General features: G+C 58.0%; 14 protein-coding genes and 1 tRNA gene. 13 read left to right on the top strand and 2 right to left on the bottom strand.

Annotation, left to right across the window (positions count from 1 at the left end; genetic code table 11):
* Positions 1–69 precede the first annotated feature (69 nt).
* From DIT71_RS13110 to DIT71_RS13125, 4 genes are all read left to right on the top strand, one after another.
* On the top strand, positions 70–462 hold the full coding sequence (locus tag DIT71_RS13110) for an acyl-CoA thioesterase (RefSeq protein WP_114613664.1): 393 nt from the start codon (positions 70–72) through the stop codon (positions 460–462).
* A gap of 171 nt (positions 463–633) precedes the next feature.
* Positions 634–3,042 (top strand): Lon protease family protein, encoded by a 2,409-nt coding sequence (locus DIT71_RS13115; protein ID WP_114613665.1) that lies wholly within the window; start codon positions 634–636, stop codon positions 3,040–3,042.
* A 38-nt stretch (positions 3,043–3,080) separates the two neighbouring features.
* Positions 3,081–3,707 carry a response regulator FixJ gene (gene fixJ, locus DIT71_RS13120; protein ID WP_114613666.1) on the top strand — a complete coding sequence of 209 codons (627 nt, stop codon included), beginning with the start codon at positions 3,081–3,083 and terminating at the stop codon, positions 3,705–3,707.
* Positions 3,708–3,752: 45 nt separating this feature from the next.
* The gene (locus tag DIT71_RS13125) at positions 3,753–5,342 is read left to right on the top strand and encodes an ATP-binding response regulator (protein WP_114613727.1); all 1,590 of its coding nucleotides are present in this window, start codon (positions 3,753–3,755) and stop codon (positions 5,340–5,342) included.
* A 5-nt stretch (positions 5,343–5,347) separates the two neighbouring features.
* Here DIT71_RS13125 and DIT71_RS13130 read toward each other — a convergent pair whose 3' ends face one another.
* On the bottom strand, positions 5,348–6,226 hold the full coding sequence (locus DIT71_RS13130) for a MaoC family dehydratase (RefSeq protein ID WP_114613667.1): 879 nt from the start codon (positions 6,224–6,226) through the stop codon (positions 5,348–5,350).
* A gap of 127 nt (positions 6,227–6,353) precedes the next feature.
* Between DIT71_RS13130 and DIT71_RS13135 the strand changes: the two genes are divergently transcribed.
* Positions 6,354–6,430: transfer RNA gene (locus DIT71_RS13135), tRNA-Asp, on the top strand.
* Between the two features lie 203 nt (positions 6,431–6,633).
* Here DIT71_RS13135 and DIT71_RS13140 read toward each other — a convergent pair.
* Positions 6,634–7,692 carry an AraC family transcriptional regulator gene (locus DIT71_RS13140; RefSeq protein WP_114613668.1) on the bottom strand — a complete coding sequence of 353 codons (1,059 nt, stop codon included), beginning with the start codon at positions 7,690–7,692 and terminating at the stop codon, positions 6,634–6,636.
* Between the two features lie 131 nt (positions 7,693–7,823).
* On the opposite strand from DIT71_RS13140, the gene DIT71_RS13145 reads away from it, so the two are divergent.
* The 8 genes from DIT71_RS13145 to pepN all read left to right on the top strand — a co-directional run bounded on the left by DIT71_RS13145 (position 7,824) and on the right by pepN (position 18,155).
* The gene (locus DIT71_RS13145) at positions 7,824–9,890 is read left to right on the top strand and encodes an oxidoreductase (protein ID WP_114613669.1); all 2,067 of its coding nucleotides are present in this window, start codon (positions 7,824–7,826) and stop codon (positions 9,888–9,890) included.
* Between the two features lie 156 nt (positions 9,891–10,046).
* Entirely contained in the window at positions 10,047–11,297 is a 1,251-nt protein-coding gene (locus DIT71_RS13150; RefSeq protein ID WP_114613670.1) for a DNA repair protein, read from the top strand.
* Between the two features lie 131 nt (positions 11,298–11,428).
* Positions 11,429–12,313, top strand: coding sequence for an NAD(+) kinase (locus tag DIT71_RS13155; protein ID WP_114613671.1), 885 nt, complete (start codon positions 11,429–11,431; stop codon positions 12,311–12,313).
* Between the two features lie 4 nt (positions 12,314–12,317).
* The gene (locus DIT71_RS13160; RefSeq protein ID WP_114613672.1) at positions 12,318–13,331 is read left to right on the top strand and encodes a metallophosphoesterase; all 1,014 of its coding nucleotides are present in this window, start codon (positions 12,318–12,320) and stop codon (positions 13,329–13,331) included.
* 3 nt (positions 13,332–13,334) lie between these two features.
* Positions 13,335–14,210, top strand: a complete 876-nt coding sequence (locus DIT71_RS13165; protein WP_114613673.1) for a rhomboid family intramembrane serine protease — start codon at positions 13,335–13,337, stop codon at positions 14,208–14,210.
* 127 nt (positions 14,211–14,337) lie between these two features.
* A complete protein-coding gene (locus DIT71_RS13170; RefSeq protein WP_114613674.1) occupies positions 14,338–14,637 on the top strand; it encodes a YeaC family protein in 300 nt (99 codons plus the stop codon).
* The gene (locus DIT71_RS13175) at positions 14,634–15,476 is read left to right on the top strand and encodes a DUF2797 domain-containing protein (RefSeq protein ID WP_114613675.1); all 843 of its coding nucleotides are present in this window, start codon (positions 14,634–14,636) and stop codon (positions 15,474–15,476) included. The genes DIT71_RS13170 and DIT71_RS13175 overlap by 4 nt, the downstream gene beginning before the upstream one ends.
* Positions 15,477–15,506: 30 nt before the next feature.
* A complete protein-coding gene (gene pepN / locus DIT71_RS13180; RefSeq protein ID WP_114613676.1) occupies positions 15,507–18,155 on the top strand; it encodes an aminopeptidase N in 2,649 nt (882 codons plus the stop codon).
* Positions 18,156–18,164: the final 9 nt, after the last annotated feature.

The following is an 18,164-nucleotide window of genomic DNA, read 5'->3' on the forward strand; positions in this document are numbered from 1 at the left end:
AAGAGAATGACTGGGGTCTTTCCTTACCGCCGGTGTATAGTAGGCGGTTTTGGAAATTGGGAAGACGTCATGTTTCATCTTGAACTGGAACCACGTTTCAGCGATACCGATGCCCTGGGGCATATCAGCAACACCACCCTGCCGGTCTGGTTCGAACAGGCCCGAAAGCCGCTGTTCCGGATTTTTCATCCTACCCTTGAGGCGGAAACCTGGCCGCTGATCATTGCGCGGCTGGAAATCGACCTGATGGCACAAAGTTACTGGCACCAGCCTGTGGAGATTCGTACCGGGATCGGCAAGATCGGCAACACGTCCTTTCACGTTGTCCAGGAGGCATGGCAGAGCGGCAAACAGATTGCCCGCGGCGTAGCCGTGTTGATTCATTTTGACTACGAGCGAGAAAAAGCGCTTCCGATTCCTGACGGGATCAGGTCAAAACTGTCTGAACACCTGATGGACTGACGCTTTCTGTGTTTTCCTGCCTTCAAACTGAACCCATCGGTAATCGTGCCTGATTGATCGATTCACCCACAAGTTTGGCGAAATCTGTAGCCCGACCGCGACAGGGCGGGCCCCAGATTCTACAATGACCGGCCAACACCAAATGCTTTCATTCCGTTACAGGACCGAATCTTGAAGTCACTGTCCCTGAACCAGCTTTATAAAGCCTGTGTTTTAAAAGATTTACCGTTCAAGACCACCAGACAACTCGAGCCGCTGGCAGAAATCGTCGGGCAGAACCGTGCCCAGGCGGCGGTGCGCTTTGCCCTGGCCATGCCCCATGGCGGCTATAACGTCTACGCGGTCGGCCGCAACGGCCTGGGCAAACGCACCATGATGCTGCGTTACCTGGAGCATCACGTGGACACCGAGAATCAGAGCCATGACTGGTGTTATGTGGCCAACTTCGAAGAGCCCCGCGTGCCCAGGATGCTCAGACTTCCTGCCGGCAAAGGCACCGAACTGAAACAGGACATGGAAAAGCTGATGGGGCGTCTGATGAAGATGATCCCCCAGACCTTTGACAGCGACAGTTTTCTGGAGCGTGCTGAGAAACTGAAGAACGACTACACCAAAAAACAGGAAGACGAGCTGGAAAAGGTCGCGGCCCAGGCAAAACGCAAAAAAGTGAGCCTGAATATCACCACTCCGGGAGGCTACCGCCTGGTGGCGATGAACGGCAAGGAGCCCCACACCGCTGAGTCATTCCAGGCGCTGACCGAAGAGCAGCGGGAGAAATTCGAGAGCGATATCAACAAGCTTGAGAAAAAGCTGCGCCAGGCACTGCGCAAACTGGCGGACTGGGAGCAGGAGTATGCAGAGAGCCAGCAGGCTCTTAATGAAGAGACCCTGGAGGGAATCTCGGGCCACCAGATCGATGAACTGGTAGAAAAGTATCGGGACCAGCCGGATGTGGTTGCCTACTTCGAGGCTGTGCGCAAGGACCTGTCAGAAAGCCTGGAAATATTCCTGGAAGATAATGAAGAGCAGGCAGCGATCGCCTACGCCTCGCTCGACAAGAAAATGCCCCGTCGCTATCTGGTGAACGTGCTGGTCCACCAGAAAACCGATGAAGTGCCTGTGGTGGTGGAGGATAATCCCACCTACCACAACCTGTTCGGTTATGTCGAAAGTGTAACCTTTAAAGGCACCGTGTTTACCGATTTCTCGCTTATCCGCCCGGGCAGTCTTCACCGTGCCAATGGCGGCTATCTGCTGATGGATGCCATCAAGGTTCTGGAGCAGCCATTCGTGTGGGATGGCATCAAGCGCGCATTGCGCTCCAAATCCATCCAGATCAATTCCCTGGAACGGGAGTTGACCTTGTCAGGCACCATTTCGCTGGAGCCTGAGGCAATCCCGCTGGACGTGAAAATCGTGTTGTTCGGCGACCGGGAAACCTGGATGCTGCTGCAGGACTATGATCCCGAGTTTGCCGAGCTGTTCCGGGTGACGGCAGATTTCGAGAATGAAATGATGCGCACAGATGAGAGCCAGGTTCTGTACGCCAAGTTCATCGCCAGCCTTGTGGATGAAAAGAAGTTGCTTCACTGCAGCAACAGGGCGGTGGCCCGCATCATCGAGCACAGTGCGCGCATGGCGGAGCATCAGGACCGCCTGTCACTGCATGCCGCGGACATTGCCAACCTGTTGCGCGAATCCGACTACTGGGCGCGGCAGGCCGGGGCCAGGCTGATCCAGAACTCCCACGTGGACCAGGCGCTGGAAAGCGCCCGATATCGTAGCAGCCGCATTCGGGATCAGTTCTACGACTCTATCCGTGACGGGTCAACGCTGGTGTCTACCACGGGTACCTGCGTAGGGCAGGTGAATGCGCTTTCGGTGCTTTCGACCGGCGGCTTTGAGTTCGGGCTGTCCAACAGAATTACCGCCACCTGCTATTATGGAGATGGCGGTGTGATGGACATCGAGCGTGATGTCAAGCTGGGGGGGAATATCCATTCCAAGGGCGTGATGATACTCAGCTCCTGGCTTTCTGCCCATTTTGCGGTGAATGATCCCATGCACCTGTCTGCCAGCCTGACGTTCGAGCAGAACTACGGTGAGGTGGATGGTGACAGCGCCTCCCTGGCAGAAATGTGCGCGCTGGTTTCGTCGCTGTCGGGGTTGCCCGTGCGCCAGGATCTGGCGATCACCGGGTCGGTGAACCAGTTTGGGGAGGTTCAGCCGATCGGGGGGGTCAATGAGAAGGTGGAGGGATTTTTCAGCACCTGTAAACTTCTTGGGGAATTGACCGGAACCCAGGGCGTGATCGTACCTGCAACCAATGTCCAGAATCTGATGCTCGACCAGGAAGTGGTTCAGGCTGTCCGTGACGGCAAGTTTGTCGTTCATTCGGTGACCCGGGCAGAGGACGCCATCGCCCTGCTGCTGGGCAAGCCGGCAGGCAAGGCAGACAGGAAAGGCAGGTATCCCAGGCAGAGCGTTTTTGGCATGATTCAGCAACGCCTGGAAAAAATGCGCGAGCATGAGCGTCAGGAGCATGCCCGGGACGATCACAAAGATCCGTCGATCCACTGAGCCCTATCGACGGTAATCGAGAAGGAGAGGCAAGGCACATGACTGATACCCAGCAAACGGTGTACGTGGTTGAGGATGACGAGGCGGTTCGTGATTCCCTGGAACTGCTGCTGAAATCCGATGGCAAGCCCGTCAGAACTTACGAGAATGCCAACGCATTCCTGAAGGATTATTCCGACAAGATGGCAGGCTGCATCGTGCTGGATATTCGTATGCCTGGTATGGACGGCATGGAACTTCAGAAAAAGCTGAACGAAAAGCACTCCATCCTCCCGATCATCTTTGTGACCGGCCATGGTGATGTGCCGATGGCCGTCGACGCCATGAAAGAGGGGGCGGTGGACTTTATCCAGAAACCCTACCGGGAAGAAGCCCTGTTGCAGAAAATCGAGGCGGCACTCGAGCAGGACCGGGAGCAGCGCAAAACCCTCGGCGAGAAACAGGAAATCCTGCGCCGCGTGAAGAGCCTGACCCCGCGCGAACACGAGATCATGGACCGGATGATTGCGGGGCAGGCCAACAAGGTCATTGCCATTGAGCTTGAAATCAGCCAGCGGACCGTTGAGATACACCGTTCACGGGTGATGCACAAGATGGGTACCCATTCGTTGGCACACCTGGTGCGTATGGTGCTGTCCGTAAAGGACCTTATCGACGCGCGCTGATTTGGCCGGCATTATGCAGTGACCATCGTAACCGGCTGTATTTATATGACAGATGCTGTCCTGGAGACATCAGACGTAACGGTTCTGCTCGTTGACGACAACCCGCAGAACCTGAAGGTTCTTTACGAAACCCTCAAGGACAAGGGCTATCGCCTGCTCATCGCCAACGATGGTGAAAAGGCCCTGGACCTCGCTCATCGCCACCAGCCTGAAGTTATCCTGCTCGACATCATGATGCCGGAACTGGACGGCTATCAGGTCTGTGAGCGCCTCAAGGCCGACCCGGTTACCTCCGATAGCGCGGTTGTATTTCTCTCCGCCCTTGACGATCTTCAGGCCAAAGTCCGGGGCTTCTCCCTGGGTGGTGCCGATTATATCTCCAAGCCCTTCCAGGCCCAGGAAGTGATCGCCAGGGTTAAAACCCATGCCCGGGTTATCCGTCTGGAGCGGGAGCTCCAGGCACGTAATCGCCAGCTCGAAAATGATCAGGCCCGCATACTGAACTCCATCAGCGAAGGTATCTACGGGCTGGATGCCAGTGGCGTTATCGTATTTGCCAATCCCGCCGCTGCCCTGATCATGCGCAGCTCAGCCGAGGAGCTGGTCGGCCAGAATTTTTTTGAACTGCATTTCCGCACGGCCGGCCAGGGATGCGAGTCACTGCCGGTTTATGCCACCTGCAGCCAGGGAGTTGCGGAAAACCAGCGCAACATCGAAATGCTGCGGGCAGATGGCGCTGCGTTTCCGGTCGAATATCGCTCCACGCCCAATCTTGACGGGGATGAACTGCACGGGGCGGTGGTTGTTTTTCGTGATATCACCACCGAACTTGAGAGTGAGCGGGCGCTTGAAGAAGCCCGCAACCTGGTTCAGGAGCAGCGGGAACAGATCGCCCATTTCTCACGCCTGACCACCATGGGTGAGATGGCGGCGGGTGTGGCCCACGAAGTCAATCAGCCGCTGACCGCCATCACCAATTATGCGCGTGTTGCCAAGCGGGTTCTGGCCAAAGAAGAGCCGGATTACCCGTTGCTCGAGGACACGCTGGAGAAAATCGAGGCCCAGTCGCACCGCGCCAGTGAAGTAATCCGCCGGATTCGCCGGTTCATGAAAAAACCGGCGGCGGGGAAGGACGTGCTTTCCCTCGCCGCGTTGCTTGAGGATACCCGCCAGTTTGCGGAAGTGGATATTCGCAATAATGAAGGCGGCGTTCAGATTTCCGTCGCTGATGACGTGCCTGAGGTGCTGGCCGATCCCATTCAGGTTCAGCAGGTAGCGCTGAACCTGATCCGCAATGCCCTGGAGTCGACACGCAGTGCGAATTCCTCAGCCCCGGTGGAAGTGGACGTGGCCATGTCCGGCGGTCGCTGTGTCAGGGTTTCAGTGACCGATCATGGTATCGGTTTGCCGGATGACGCAGAAGAGAAACTCTTTCTGCCTTTCTACACCACCAAGGAAGAGGGCATGGGTATCGGCCTGCCAACATGCCGTTCGCTGATCCAGGCCCAGGGCGGTGATATCGGCTTCGAACGCCCACAGCTGGGTGGCGCCTGCTTCTATTTCACTTTGCCAGTGGCAGGCGCCGATGGCATCTCCTGCAGAGCCGAGGCCGACGAGTCAAAGCCGGCGGAATAACCGGCTCAGCTTCCCCAGTGAACCTTGCCGTTGAGGTGAGGCGCATTTCCTGATGCATTCAGCAATTGATACTCCCAGGTGGACGTTCCGGCCTGCCAGTTGAGCTGTGCTGTTCCAGGCAGAAACAGTGGCTTTTTGAACTGGCACGAGACCGATACCGCATCCTGCCGCCAGCCGCTCTGCTGTTCCAACAGGGCCAGCACCCGGGCCTTGCTCCACATTCCATGGGCGATGGCCCGAGGGAAACCGAACGCCTTCGCGGTCAATGCATGAAGATGGATCGGGTTTCTGTCCCCTGACACGTCAGCATACTGCCGGCCAATGGACTCCGGCGCGCGGATCTCTGCGGTCTCGGGGTAGCGCGGCAGTTCTGGTGACTTGTCGCCGGAGTGTCTGCCGTTTTTATCCGCTTGCCGGAACAGGGTGGTGCTGGTTTCTTCCCACACCAGGCGGCCGCCTGCCCAGGCTTTGGTGACCAGGTCGAACTCGAGGCCCTTGGGGGTGGTGCTCTGATCTCCCAGTCTCACCACGATGTCCAGACTCTCTCCGGCACCTATAGGGCGATGCTGGGTGATGTGGTTACGAAGGTGTACCAGACCCAGCAGTGGCAGGGGGAAAGCGGTCTCCGTCAGCAGCTTCAGGTGTAGGGGGAATGCCAGTATATGGGGCCAGGTGATGGGCACGGTCGTTCGCTGCGCAAACCCGCATATGGCCTGGTAACGTTTCAGATTGTCGTTGGCCGTGCTGACCCCGGTCAGTTTCGCAGACAACCGGGGAATCCGGATATCACCGCCGGAGGGTGACTTTCTCCGGGGCAGCAGTACCTTGCCGTAAAGTGACCATAGGCCCGGCGGGCGATTGTGATAGGTTAAAGTATCTGTCATGGCGTTAATTCTCCTGGAGCATCTTTTTCATGAAAAACGTTGACATGCGAGGCTGCCTCTTTATAATGCGCCCTCGTTGTCACCGAGCAATCACACCCTTGATTGTGCCAGAGGTGGCGGCTCACGCGGAGCGGTAGTTCAGCTGGTTAGAATACCGGCCTGTCACGCCGGGGGTCGCGGGTTCGAGTCCCGTCCGCTCCGCCATTTTCTTCCCCTCAGTAAATCTGTCTGCTGTCATCCCCGATTCATCCCGATGTAACAATTGCCTGTCATCCTTTGCCCGCTTGATGCACAGGAGATGAATGATGTCTGATTACGAAGAAGAACTGATGGACTGTCAGTTTGAAGATTATGATGACGACGAAGCCCCGGATGACGCCACCGAACTGTAAGCCCGGTTCTGCTGGCTAGCGAAGCCCCTTGTCGTTCTGCTCAGCCAGGTACTGCTTTCTGTGTTCCCCCGGACTGGTCGCAAACCAGCGCCGCCAGGCTTTATGGAAGGCTGCCGGATTGGCAAACCCCAATAGCCAGGCAATTTCCGATAGCGAAGCGCGGGTTTCCCGGATGTACTCCATCGCCAGTTCCTTGCGGGTTTCGTCCACCAATTCCCGAAATCCGGTATTTTCCTCCGCCAGAAGCCTTTGCAGGGTCCAGGGGGCCATGCCAAGTCTCTCCGCAATGGTGGCCAGGGTCGGGGTATCGCCCTGCATCAGGGCAGGAAGCAGGTCCTTCACCCGATCTCCGGTGCTCCAGCCGGCCCGGATCCGCGCCAGGTCCTGCTGACAGTCCGCTGACAACTGTTCGAACATGGCCGGCTGCGCCTGCAGCGAGACTGCGTCTGCCACGCCCGGAGCCAGCCTCAGGCTGTTACCTTCGGCCCCAAACCTCACCGGACAGGCAAACCACTGCTCAAACAGGTCCGCCATGTTCCGGGAAGGGTATTCGATGGTCACCCGTTCGATAACCTCCTCCTGGCCGGTAATAACTCTCAGAAACCGCGTCCAGGCGGCCAGCACCGAGTCCACCACAAAAAAGTTGAACACGTTGTAGGGCTTGATCGAGTAGAAATGCGCCTCGCGGCCACGATCGGCTGTCCATGGCACTCCGCGGCTGTTCCGGCTGGTGAGCAGAGCATAGCGTATCAGGGTGTCGATAGCCGCACCTGCTGTGGGCGCCGACTGGGCGGCTAGTCCGGCGATGCCTGCATCCACCGGTCGCGACAGTTGACCCATGGTGAGCCCCAGTGCGGGATTGCCGGTGAGCGCGATGGCTGCCTGGCCCATTCGCATGAACCGGGGGATGCTGATGCGGGCCTCCGGTGTCCCCAGTGCCTGCTCATTGAGTCCGAAACGTCCCAGCAGGTCCGCAGGATCCTCGCCTTCAGCCCGTATGGCCCGCGCCATGACGGCAACGTACAGCACGCTGATGTCTCCGAGAGGGTTCTTGTGTCTGGTTATGGGGCGCATGGAATCCGGTATTGTCTGACAAGTTATCTGAGGATATCAGATTGTGATCCGGGGATATTGTCTGGTTCAAGCTCCGGGAATACCTTAGAGCCCATAATTCGGCATCGCCGGCCAAACAATGAGGAGAGACCATGAGCACTTCGACACCAGGCGTTACGCGCTATCCCAACCTGCTGGAACCTTTGGATCTCGGGTTCACACGTCTTCGCAACCGCACGCTGATGGGTTCCATGCACACGGGTCTGGAAGAGGCGAAGAACGGTTTCGAGCGGCTTGCCGTGTTTTATTCCGAGCGCGCCCGCGGCGGGGCCGGCCTTATTGTCACCGGTGGTATTTCACCGAATGTCGAAGGCGCCGTGTTTCAGCATGCCGCAAAAATGAGCACCCGGGAAGAAGCCGACAGGCACAAGGTCATCACCCGCGCAGTGCACGATGCCGATGGCAAGATCTGCATGCAGATTCTCCACGCCGGTCGTTACGCCTATCATCCGGAACTGGTAGCGCCATCGGCCATTCAGGCGCCCATTAATCCGTTGAAGCCCAAAGCGCTGGACGAAGCCGGTATCGAAAAGCAGATCGATGATTATGTGAACTGCGCGGCGCTGGCCAGGGAAGCGGGGTATGACGGCGTGGAAATCATGGGTTCGGAGGGCTATTTCATTAACCAGTTCATCGTGGCCCATACCAATCACCGTACCGATCGGTGGGGAGGCAGCTACGAAAACCGCATCCGTCTGCCCATCGAGATAGTTCGCCGCGTCCGTGAGCGGGTGGGAAGCGATTTTATTCTGATTTACCGCCTGTCGATGCTGGATCTGATTGAAGACGGCAGCACCTGGGAAGAAGTGGTACAGCTGGCCAAGGAAATTGAAAAAGCCGGAGCCACCATCATCAACACCGGTATTGGCTGGCACGAGGCCCGGGTGCCGACCATTGCCACCTCCGTTCCGCGAGGTGCTTTTACCAAGGTTACCGCACGCCTGCGGGATGAAGTGACTATTCCCCTGGTGACCACCAACCGCATCAATATGCCGGATGTTGCCGAAAAGATTCTGGCGGAGGGGGATGCCGATATGGTTTCCATGGCCCGCCCGTTCCTGGCGGATGCGGATCTGGTGCGCAAAGCAGCAGAAGACCGCGCCGAGGAGATCAACACCTGCATAGGCTGCAACCAGGCCTGCCTGGACCACACGTTCAGTGGCAAGCTGACCTCGTGCCTGGTTAACCCCCGTGCCTGTCATGAAACCGAGCTTGCCTACCTGAAAACGGCAGCGCCGAAAAATATCGCCGTGGTGGGTGCCGGCCCCGCTGGTCTGGCATTCGCTTCCGTGGCAGCAGAGCGGGGTCACAATGTCACCCTGTTCGATGCCGGCAGTGAAGTCGGTGGCCAGTTCAATGTCGCCAAGCTGATCCCGGGCAAGGAGGAATTCTATGAAACCTTACGTTATTACCGGGTGATGCTGGACAAGCACGGAGTGAATGTTCGCCTGAACACCCGGGTCGATGTGGGAGATCTGAAGGCTGGAGGGTTTGACCATGTGGTGCTGGCCACCGGGGTCAGGCCCCGGACCCCGGACATCGAGGGCGTGGACAATCCCAAAGTGATTGGCTACCTGGATGCCCTGCTGGGGAGGAAGCCCGTTGGCCAGAAGGTGGCGGTCATCGGCGCTGGCGGTATCGGCTTCGATGTCTCCGAGTTCATCGTTCACAAGGGCACCCCCACGGCGCTGGATCCGCAGGAATTCATGCGGGAGTGGGGTGTGGACCTGACCGTCGAGCATCGGGGTGGTATCCAGGGCGTTGAGCCGGAAGTGCCAGAACCTGCGCGGGAGGTGCACCTGCTTCAGCGCAAAACCTCGAAGGTGGGCAAGAACCTTGGCAAGACCACCGGCTGGATTCACCGCACCTCCCTGAAAAACCGGCAGGTCCAGATGGTGTCGGGTGTCAGTTACCGCAGGATTGACGATGAAGGTCTGCACATCACCGTGACCCCGAAAGGCGCCGAGCAGGGTGAAGACCGGGTGTTGCCCGTGGATACCATCGTGATCTGCGCCGGCCAGGAGCCACTGCGGGAATTGCAGGATGGTCTGGAGGCCGCCGGAATGCAGGTTCACCTGATCGGTGGTGCTGATGTGGCGGCGGAACTGGATGCCAAGCGCGCCATTGATCAGGGCAGCCGTCTGGCAGCGGAGCTCTGAGAGCATGAGGGTGGTCCGTGGCCGGGGTCAGGAGCAATAACCGTGCTTCATGCCCCATGATCACAAAACGTTGCACTTTTCCTCTGTCCAGCGGGCACTGACCCGCTAGACTACAATCCGGAAGTCTGTCAGTTTTTCGGAGAGTGGGAGTCTGCAATGGGGTCTGCCGACCAGGCGCATGATGGTTATTCGGCGGTAATGTTCATGGACGGCAGCAGTGTGTCGAGGCAGATGCGTGCGTCGGAGTTTGGTGCCTTTCTTGATGGCTACGTAGGGCTTTCGGATCTCGCGGACACCGACGTCAAGGCTGTGTATGTGCTTCTGGGTGCCGATCTTCACGTGCAGTCCCTGGTGTTTTTCCGTATCTATTTTGATGAAGAGGGTCGGGCAGACAGCCACTGGAATCTGCCGGTGGAGAAGCTCGCAAAAAAGGGTGCCAAGGGCCCCGACATGGGGGCCGGCCCGATTCGCCTGGTATGCCGCAGTCAGTGCCCGGAGTCAGCCAACGCTGAGGAGCTGTGGGATCCGGACATGACTCCGGGGAGTAACCATTTCCAGGCTATTCGGCGCGCCATTGATGCCAACAGCCTGAAGTTCCGGAAAGTGGAGCCCGAGCCGGAGGAAGATATTCCAGTCCTCGGGGACGAGTCCCGTTCCCCGGAAGATATCGAATCGTCAGCGGACCGTGTGCGCCTGGCGCGTGTCATCCGTGAACAGCGGCTTCGCATCAAGACGCTGCAAAGCGTTCACAGGGACGCCCTGTCTGATATTCAGCGGGAGAACCGCCACGAAATGCAGGCGCTGCGCAACGAAATGGCGGAGCTGCAGCAAAAGTTCGAGCGCCAGAAGCTCAGCAACGAGCAGTTGAAAACGCGCCTTGCCGAGCGTAATGAACAGTACCTGTCGATGCAGGAGCAGATCGCCGGCGGTGATGAGCGCAGGCAGCGGAATGACGCCACGGCCGATGCCGAGGTTGTTCTGTTGCGGGAACAACTGGAGCGTCGCCAGCGGGAACTGGAGCTGCGGGACGAAAAAATCGTGGCCCTTGAGCGGGAAAACCACGAACTGCTTCACCAGGCACCGACCGAAGACTCGTTCATGGAGCATCTGCAAAGTCACTCGGTTTTTCTGGTGGCGTATCACCCCGGCGTTGGTCACATCACCCTGCCATACGACGATATTGAAACCTACTTCCGTAACCCGGTGGCCTATGCTGCCGAGCGCTGTGGCCTGAACGAGCCCGCCTACAGGGAATGGCTGGAGCATTACGAGAGCCCGGTCTGCCATCATCGCAATGATGACGGCAGCCTTTGTGACGAACCGGTCATGCGGGTCAGTCAGCCCGCCGACTTCCGGCCGGGAATCGATGATCGTTGCGAAAAGCACCAGCCGCAGACCGAGAACTGACGCCGCATTACCTGCCCTCGACGGGATCTTTTTTCAGAATCAGGCCGTATTTCGTTACTATGGTCCCCAGACCTTTCCGGGAGGCCAGCCAGATCGCCCCCCGGCCCATACAGATATCCACAGGAAGCTACATGGATCAATTCAGAAACATTGGCGTGATTGGCCGCATGGGCAGTGTCAAAGTGGTCGAGTCGCTGCGTCAGCTCAAACAGTATCTGGTCAACAACCACTATCACGTGATCATCGAAGAAGACACGGCCAGCATGTTGCCAGGGCATGGCCTGCAGGTGGCAAGCAAAAAGCTTCTCGGGGAAATCTGTGATCTGGTGATTGTTGTGGGTGGAGACGGCAGCCTGCTGGGCGCAGCCAGGGAACTGGCCAAGTCCAAAATTCCGCTATTGGGCGTCAATCGCGGCCGGCTGGGCTTTCTGACCGACATATCACCATCCGATCTGGAAGAGCGGCTGGGCAAGGTCCTTCAGGGCGAATATATCGAAGAGACGCGATTCCTGCTGGACGGGCATGTGGAGCGCAACGGCCAGCCCCTGGGTTTCGGGACTGCCCTCAACGATGTCGTGCTCCATCCCGGCAAATCCACCCGGATGATCGGTTTTGACCTGTATATCGACGGACATTTCGTATACAGCCAGCGGTCAGATGGACTTATCGTGGCGACTCCAACCGGGTCGACTGCGTATTCGCTGTCGGCGGGAGGGCCCATCATGCATCCCAAACTGGATGCCGTGGTATTGGTGCCGATGTTCCCGCATACGCTGAGTAGCCGCCCGATCGTGGTGGATGGCAAAAGCGAGATCAAGCTGGTGATTGGTGAGACCAATGAAACTTACCCGCAAATCAGTTTTGACGGCCAGATGAACATTGCCTGTGCACCCGGCGATATCATCCGTATCACCAAGAAGCCTTTCAAGATCCGCCTTATTCATCCCGCGGACCACAATTTTTACGCCACATGCCGGGACAAGCTGGGCTGGGCCAGTGAGATTGCAGCGAGTTAAAAACATGGTAGGACAGGCTAGATCCGCAAGCCGCGGCTACGACATCATCGGCGATATTCACGGATGCGCCCACACCCTGGAGCGCCTGCTGGCCCAGATGGGCTACCGCAAGGTCAACGGTGTTTACGAACACCCGCGGCGGCAGGCCATATTTATCGGCGATATTATTGACCGGGGCCCGCGTATCCGTGAGTCCCTGCATCTGGTGCGGGACATGGTTGACCACGGCTCTGCCCGCATTGTGATGGGCAATCACGAATACAACGCACTCGGTTACTGTACCCGCGCCCGGCCGGGCAGCGGCAAGACTTTCCTGCGTGAGCACAATGCCCGGCACGACCGGCTTATCCGCGAGACCCTTGAGCAGTTCGAGCATTATCCCCATGAATGGAACGAGTTTCTGGAGTGGTTCTACACCATTCCGTTGTTCATTGATGAGTCGGACTTCCGGGCGGTGCACGCGTGCTGGGACAGTGACCTGATCAACAAATTCAAGGAAAGCCAGGGTGGGGCCTGTATTGACGACGATTTTCTCCACGCCTCTGCTGCCATTGAGTCTTTCGCCGGCCAGGTGATGGATACCCTTTTGCGAGGTACTGATCTTCGGTTGCCGCCAGGTGTGAAGATCACCGGCAAGGATGGCTATGTGAGAGAGTTCTTTCGTACCAAGTTCTGGGCAGACAATCCCAGAACCTACGCCGATGTGGTGTTCCAGCCGGATCCGCTGCCAGAAGAGGTTGCCAGCCGCGAGCTCACGGACGCGGAGCGCAGCCAGTTGATCAGCTATCCGTCTTCGGCACCGCCCGTGTTCGTGGGGCATTACTGGATGGAAGGTGAGCCGGCGCCGCTCAAACACAACGTCGCCTGTATCGATTTCAGTGCCGTCAAATACGGCAAACTGGTGGCCTATCGGCTGGACGGCGAGCGCACGTTGTCCCGGGACAAGTTCGTCTGGGTGGATGTTGAGCGGCCGGAACAGCCGGATTATCCCACCAGCGAAGACAGCGTGGCGAGGTAGCCTGTGTACCGAATCAAGCAGATCGACACCTCGATCAACCTGGAAGGCTTCAGTCGCTGGCTTAAAGAGCAGGGGGTGGACCACCGGATTACCGAGGAGGGCGGATACCAGGTGCTGTGGCTGGAAAACCCCGAGCATACGGAACCAGTCCTGCAGGCCCTTGAGCGGTTCCTGAGCGAGCCGGAGGTTCAGCAGGCGGTGAATACAACCGCACAGTCGCCGGTGTTTGTCGGGGGCCGCTGGCAGCCGTCACCACGCCATGCACCGGTGGTGCTTGGAATGATCATTCTGGCGGTACTGATGGCGTGGGTCACTGGCATGGGGCAGAACCAGCTCTCCACCCTGCTGATGTTTGTGGACCCTCGGGTTTACGAGTGGGGCAGCATGGCAGAGCGTGTCCAGGCACTGTCCTCAACATTGGCAAGTGGTCAGGTATGGCGCCTGATTACGCCGGATTTTTTGCACTTCAGCTGGACTCACATCCTGTTCAATTCTGTCATGCTCTGGTTCCTGGGGAGCCAGATTGAATGGTTCGATGGTCGTGTCCGGTTGCTGGTGTTGTTTGTGGTGACCAGTCTGTTGTCCAACGGATTGCAGTATATCGTCTCCGGCCCGCTGTTCGGCGGGCTGTCCGGCGTGGTTTACGGCATTCTCGGCTATTGCTGGCTCAGCCAGCGGCAGGTCCCCAGGTTTCAGTTTCCCCCCGCATTGATTACCTTTGCGGTGGCCTGGATGGTCATCGGGTTCACATCCCTGCCGGAAGTTCTGGGGTTGGGGCGAATGGCGAATGAGGCCCATCTGGGGGGCTTTGTGGCCGGCCTGGCCCTGGCCGCGATTTTGCCGGTACCAAAAAAAGCCCCGCGAAATCGCGGGGCATAAAAAGAGCGTTTAGCTCCTGATGAGAGAGACCAAATGAACACGACCTTGGTCATTTGGCGAAATAATGATAATCATTATCGTTTAATGGTGTCAACGGGTTTGCTCACTTTTTTTGCTGGAGGATGACATGACTTACGAAGAGCTGATTGAGAGGCTGGATCCGGCGGTCTATCAGAGCCTCAAGAGAGCCCTGGAGCTGGGCAAATGGCCGGATGGTCGCAAGCTTAGCGATGAGCAGCGCTCAATCTGCATGGAGGCGGTTATCTACTACGAGGACCACCACCAGATTCCCAGGGAAGAGCGGGTTGGCTACCTGGATCGTGGCAAGAAGGCGGGAACAGCCTGTGACCCCAGCGTGAGCCGTACCGCTGGTAACTCCACCAACGGGGCGGCAGACTCCGACCAGTTCTTCGAGGTGAAGTCTTGACCCCACTGGTTGATGTCACCGGTCGCCTGCGCAAGATGCCGGCAGAACCGGGCCAGCCGGTCAGTTATACCATTCGGGTGGGTGACACCCGTGTGCCTTTGAACGAGATGCTGGGATACCCCGTGCAGTTCGATTTTGACGGGGTGATACGCTGCATCAATTGCGACCGCAAGACCAACAAGAGTTTCAGTCAGGGTTTCTGCTATCCGTGCTTTCGCAAACTGGCGGCCTGTGACAGCTGTATCATGAGCCCGGAAAAGTGCCATTATCACCAGGGCACCTGCCGTGAGCCGGAGTGGGGTGAAAGCCACTGCATGGTTGAACATGTGGTTTATCTGGCCAACTCGTCCGGCCTGAAAGTCGGCATTACCCGGGGCTCGCAGGTACCCACCCGCTGGATTGATCAGGGCGCTGTTGACGCTATTCCCATGGTACGTGTGGCCACCCGCCAACTGGCGGGCTTCGTTGAGGTGGCCTGCAAAAAGTACGTGGCGGATCGCACCAACTGGCGGACGATGCTGAAGGGCGACATACCAGAGCTGGATCTGGTTGCAGAGCGAGGTCGCATCCTCGATCTGATTGCCGACGACCTGTCCGAACTTCGGGCCACCCATGGTGAAAACACCATCAGAGCGGTCGAAGAAGCTGGCCTTGCCCTGGGTTATCCGGTCCAGGTGTGGCCCCGGACGGTAAAAACCCATAATCTGGACAAATTACCCACCGCGGAGGGTGTGCTGCAGGGGATCAAGGGCCAGTATCTGCTTCTGGACACGGGCGTCATCAATATCCGCAAGTACACCGGTTACGAAATCCGCTTCCGGGTCTTTCCGAACAGCTGAACCAGGCCCAACCAATTCTGGAGATAACCAATGCGTACCAACCAGCCACAGACCATTTACCTGAAGGATTACCGCGTCCCCGTTTTTCTGGTGGATCACGTGGATCTTCGATTCGAGCTGTTTGAAGACGGGGCACGAGTTCATAGCGTCCTGTCCATGCGCCGTAACCCTGACAGCGACAGTTCAGACACGAGTGTCGAGCTGAACAGCGATACCCTGACTAAGCTGGAGTCCCTCAGCCTGGATGGCAAAGAACTGGGGATAGACGCCTACGAGGACAGCGTCGACAGGCTGGTGATTCATGACGTTCCGGACCACTTTGAACTGGGTGTGGTGACCTGGCTTGAACCCCAGAATAACACTCGCCTGGAAGGGCTTTACCAGTCTTCCGGTATGTTCTGTACCCAGTGTGAGGCTGAAGGCTTCCGCTGCATCACCTACTTCCCCGATCGCCCGGATGTAATGGCCCGTTTCCGCACCCGCATCGAGGCGGACAAGGCCAGCTTTCCCATCCTGCTTTCCAACGGCAATGATGTGGAAAAGGGCGATCTGGACGGTGGCAGGCACTTCGTGACCTGGGAGGATCCGTTCCCGAAACCCTCCTATCTGTTTGCCCTGGTTGCCGGCGACCTGGTGGAAAAGCGTGACAGCTTCCGCACCCTGTCCGGGCGCGATATCGACCTGCGCATGTACGTGGAGCCGCGCAACTCAGACAAGTGCGATCACGCCATGGACTCCCTGAAGCGTGCCATGCGCTGGGATGAAGAGGTTTACGGCCGCGAATACGATCTGGACATTTTCATGATTGTTGCAGTGGATGATTTCAACATGGGTGCCATGGAGAACAAGGGGCTGAATATTTTCAACTCCTCATGCGTGCTGGCCAGCCAGGAAACCGCGACGGATATGGCGTTCCAGCGTATCGAGTCCATCGTTGCCCATGAGTATTTTCACAACTGGTCCGGTAACCGGGTTACCTGCCGCGACTGGTTCCAGCTGAGCCTGAAAGAAGGCTTCACAGTGTTCCGGGATTCGCAATTCTCTGCCGATATGGGTTCGCCCACGGTCAAGCGCATCGAAGACGCCACCATGCTGCGCACGGCCCAGTTTGCCGAGGATTCCGGCCCCATGGCCCATCCTGTGCGCCCCGAGTCCTACATGGAAATCACCAACTTCTACACCCTGACCATCTATGAGAAGGGTTGCGAAGTGGTGGGCATGATCCATACGCTGCTCGGCCCGGACATGTTCCGCAAGGGTAGTGACCTCTACTTTGAGCGCCATGACGGCCAGGCCGTGACCACGGACGACTTCGTCCGGGCCATGGAAGACGCCAGCGGCCGGGATCTGTCCCAGTTCCGCCTCTGGTATGAACAGGCCGGCACGCCTGAGCTCACGGTAAAGGATGAATATGACCAGGCCGCCGGAATCTACCGTCTTAGGATTGACCAGAGAATCCCCGATACCCCGGGCCAGACCAACAAGAAGCCGCAGCATATCCCCTTTGCCATTGGGCTTCTGGGCGCTGATGGCGAATCCCTGCCGCTGAAACTCAGTGCCACCGATGCCGACGAACCAACAGACCGTGTTCTCGAGTTGACAGAAGCCAGCCACACCTTTGAATTCCATGGCGTGTCTGAGTGCCCGGTTCCGTCACTGCTGAGAAACTTCTCGGCGCCGGTCAGGGTTTACTATCCGTGGACGCGGGAGCAGTTGATGTTCCTTATGAGTCACGATCCGGACGGGTTCAATCGCTGGGATGCCGGCCAGCGACTGGCCGTTGATGTGATCAGCGGGCTTGTTGGAGAGGCTGGCAGCGAAGCGGTTGATTCCGGACTGACGGAAGCCTACCGGGGCCTGCTGACCGATACATCCCTGGACCAGGCGCTGGTTGCGAAAATGCTGCAGTTGCCCTCCGAAGCTTACCTGATTGAGTTGGCTGACAAGCCCAATGTGCCTGACATTCACCGCGCCCGCGAAAAGGTGCTTGGGCACCTTGCGACTGCTTTGCGGGATGATCTGCTTGCCTGCTATAAGCGCAACTCTGTCGAGGGTCGTTATGAGGTGACGCCGCAAGCCGTTGCCCGCAGGAGTCTGCGAAATACCGCGCTTGCGTGGTTGCTGCATACGGATGATGAGGAGGGCCGGGCACTGGCGGAAAGCCAGTTTGCCAAGGCAGACAATATGACCGACCGCATGGGGGCATTGCGCGCGCTGGTGAACTCCGGTTACGAACAGGAGTGTAAACAGATGCTGGACGCCTTCTATGAGCAGTGGAAGGCAGACCCTCAGGTGGTGGAGCAGTGGTTTGCAGTGCAGGCCGGCAGCAGCCGCACCGGAGGGCTTTCCAGAATTCGCGAGTTGATGTCGCACCCCGCTTTCGACTGGAAAAACCCCAACAAGATTCGCTCCGTTATCGGCGTGTTTGCCGGTCAGAATCTCCCGGCGTTCCATGCTGAAGACGGCTCAGGCTATCGCTTCCTGGAGGAGCAGGTGCGCCGCCTGGACGACAGCAACCCGCAGATCGCCGCGAGACTGGTATCGCCGCTGACACGCTGGCGCAAGTATGCACCGGTGCACGGTGAACAGATGAAAAAAGCACTTGAAGCCATCAGGGATAAATCCGGCCTGTCCCGTGATGTCTACGAGGTGGTTCACAAGAGTCTTGCGGGCCAGTAAGAGGAGCTG

This window comes from Marinobacter vulgaris (assembly GCF_003344045.1).
Taxonomy (GTDB): Bacteria; Pseudomonadota; Gammaproteobacteria; order Pseudomonadales; family Oleiphilaceae; genus Marinobacter; species Marinobacter vulgaris.

What these genes read in the sequence shown, in the direction of transcription:
- DIT71_RS13110 (WP_114613664.1), top strand. Translation starts at nt 70, where the DNA reads ATGTTTCATCTTGAACTGGAACCACGTTTCAGCGATACCGATGCCCTG.
- fixJ (WP_114613666.1), top strand. Translation starts at nt 3,081, where the DNA reads ATGACTGATACCCAGCAAACGGTGTACGTGGTTGAGGATGACGAGGCG.
- DIT71_RS13125 (WP_114613727.1), top strand. Translation starts at nt 3,753, where the DNA reads ATGACAGATGCTGTCCTGGAGACATCAGACGTAACGGTTCTGCTCGTT.
- DIT71_RS13130 (WP_114613667.1), bottom strand. Translation starts at nt 6,226, where the DNA reads ATGACAGATACTTTAACCTATCACAATCGCCCGCCGGGCCTATGGTCA.
- DIT71_RS13140 (WP_114613668.1), bottom strand. Translation starts at nt 7,692, where the DNA reads ATGCGCCCCATAACCAGACACAAGAACCCTCTCGGAGACATCAGCGTG.
- DIT71_RS13145 (WP_114613669.1), top strand. Translation starts at nt 7,824, where the DNA reads ATGAGCACTTCGACACCAGGCGTTACGCGCTATCCCAACCTGCTGGAA.
- DIT71_RS13150 (WP_114613670.1), top strand. Translation starts at nt 10,047, where the DNA reads ATGGGGTCTGCCGACCAGGCGCATGATGGTTATTCGGCGGTAATGTTC.
- DIT71_RS13155 (WP_114613671.1), top strand. Translation starts at nt 11,429, where the DNA reads ATGGATCAATTCAGAAACATTGGCGTGATTGGCCGCATGGGCAGTGTC.
- DIT71_RS13160 (WP_114613672.1), top strand. Translation starts at nt 12,318, where the DNA reads ATGGTAGGACAGGCTAGATCCGCAAGCCGCGGCTACGACATCATCGGC.
- DIT71_RS13170 (WP_114613674.1), top strand. Translation starts at nt 14,338, where the DNA reads ATGACTTACGAAGAGCTGATTGAGAGGCTGGATCCGGCGGTCTATCAG.
- pepN (WP_114613676.1), top strand. Translation starts at nt 15,507, where the DNA reads ATGCGTACCAACCAGCCACAGACCATTTACCTGAAGGATTACCGCGTC.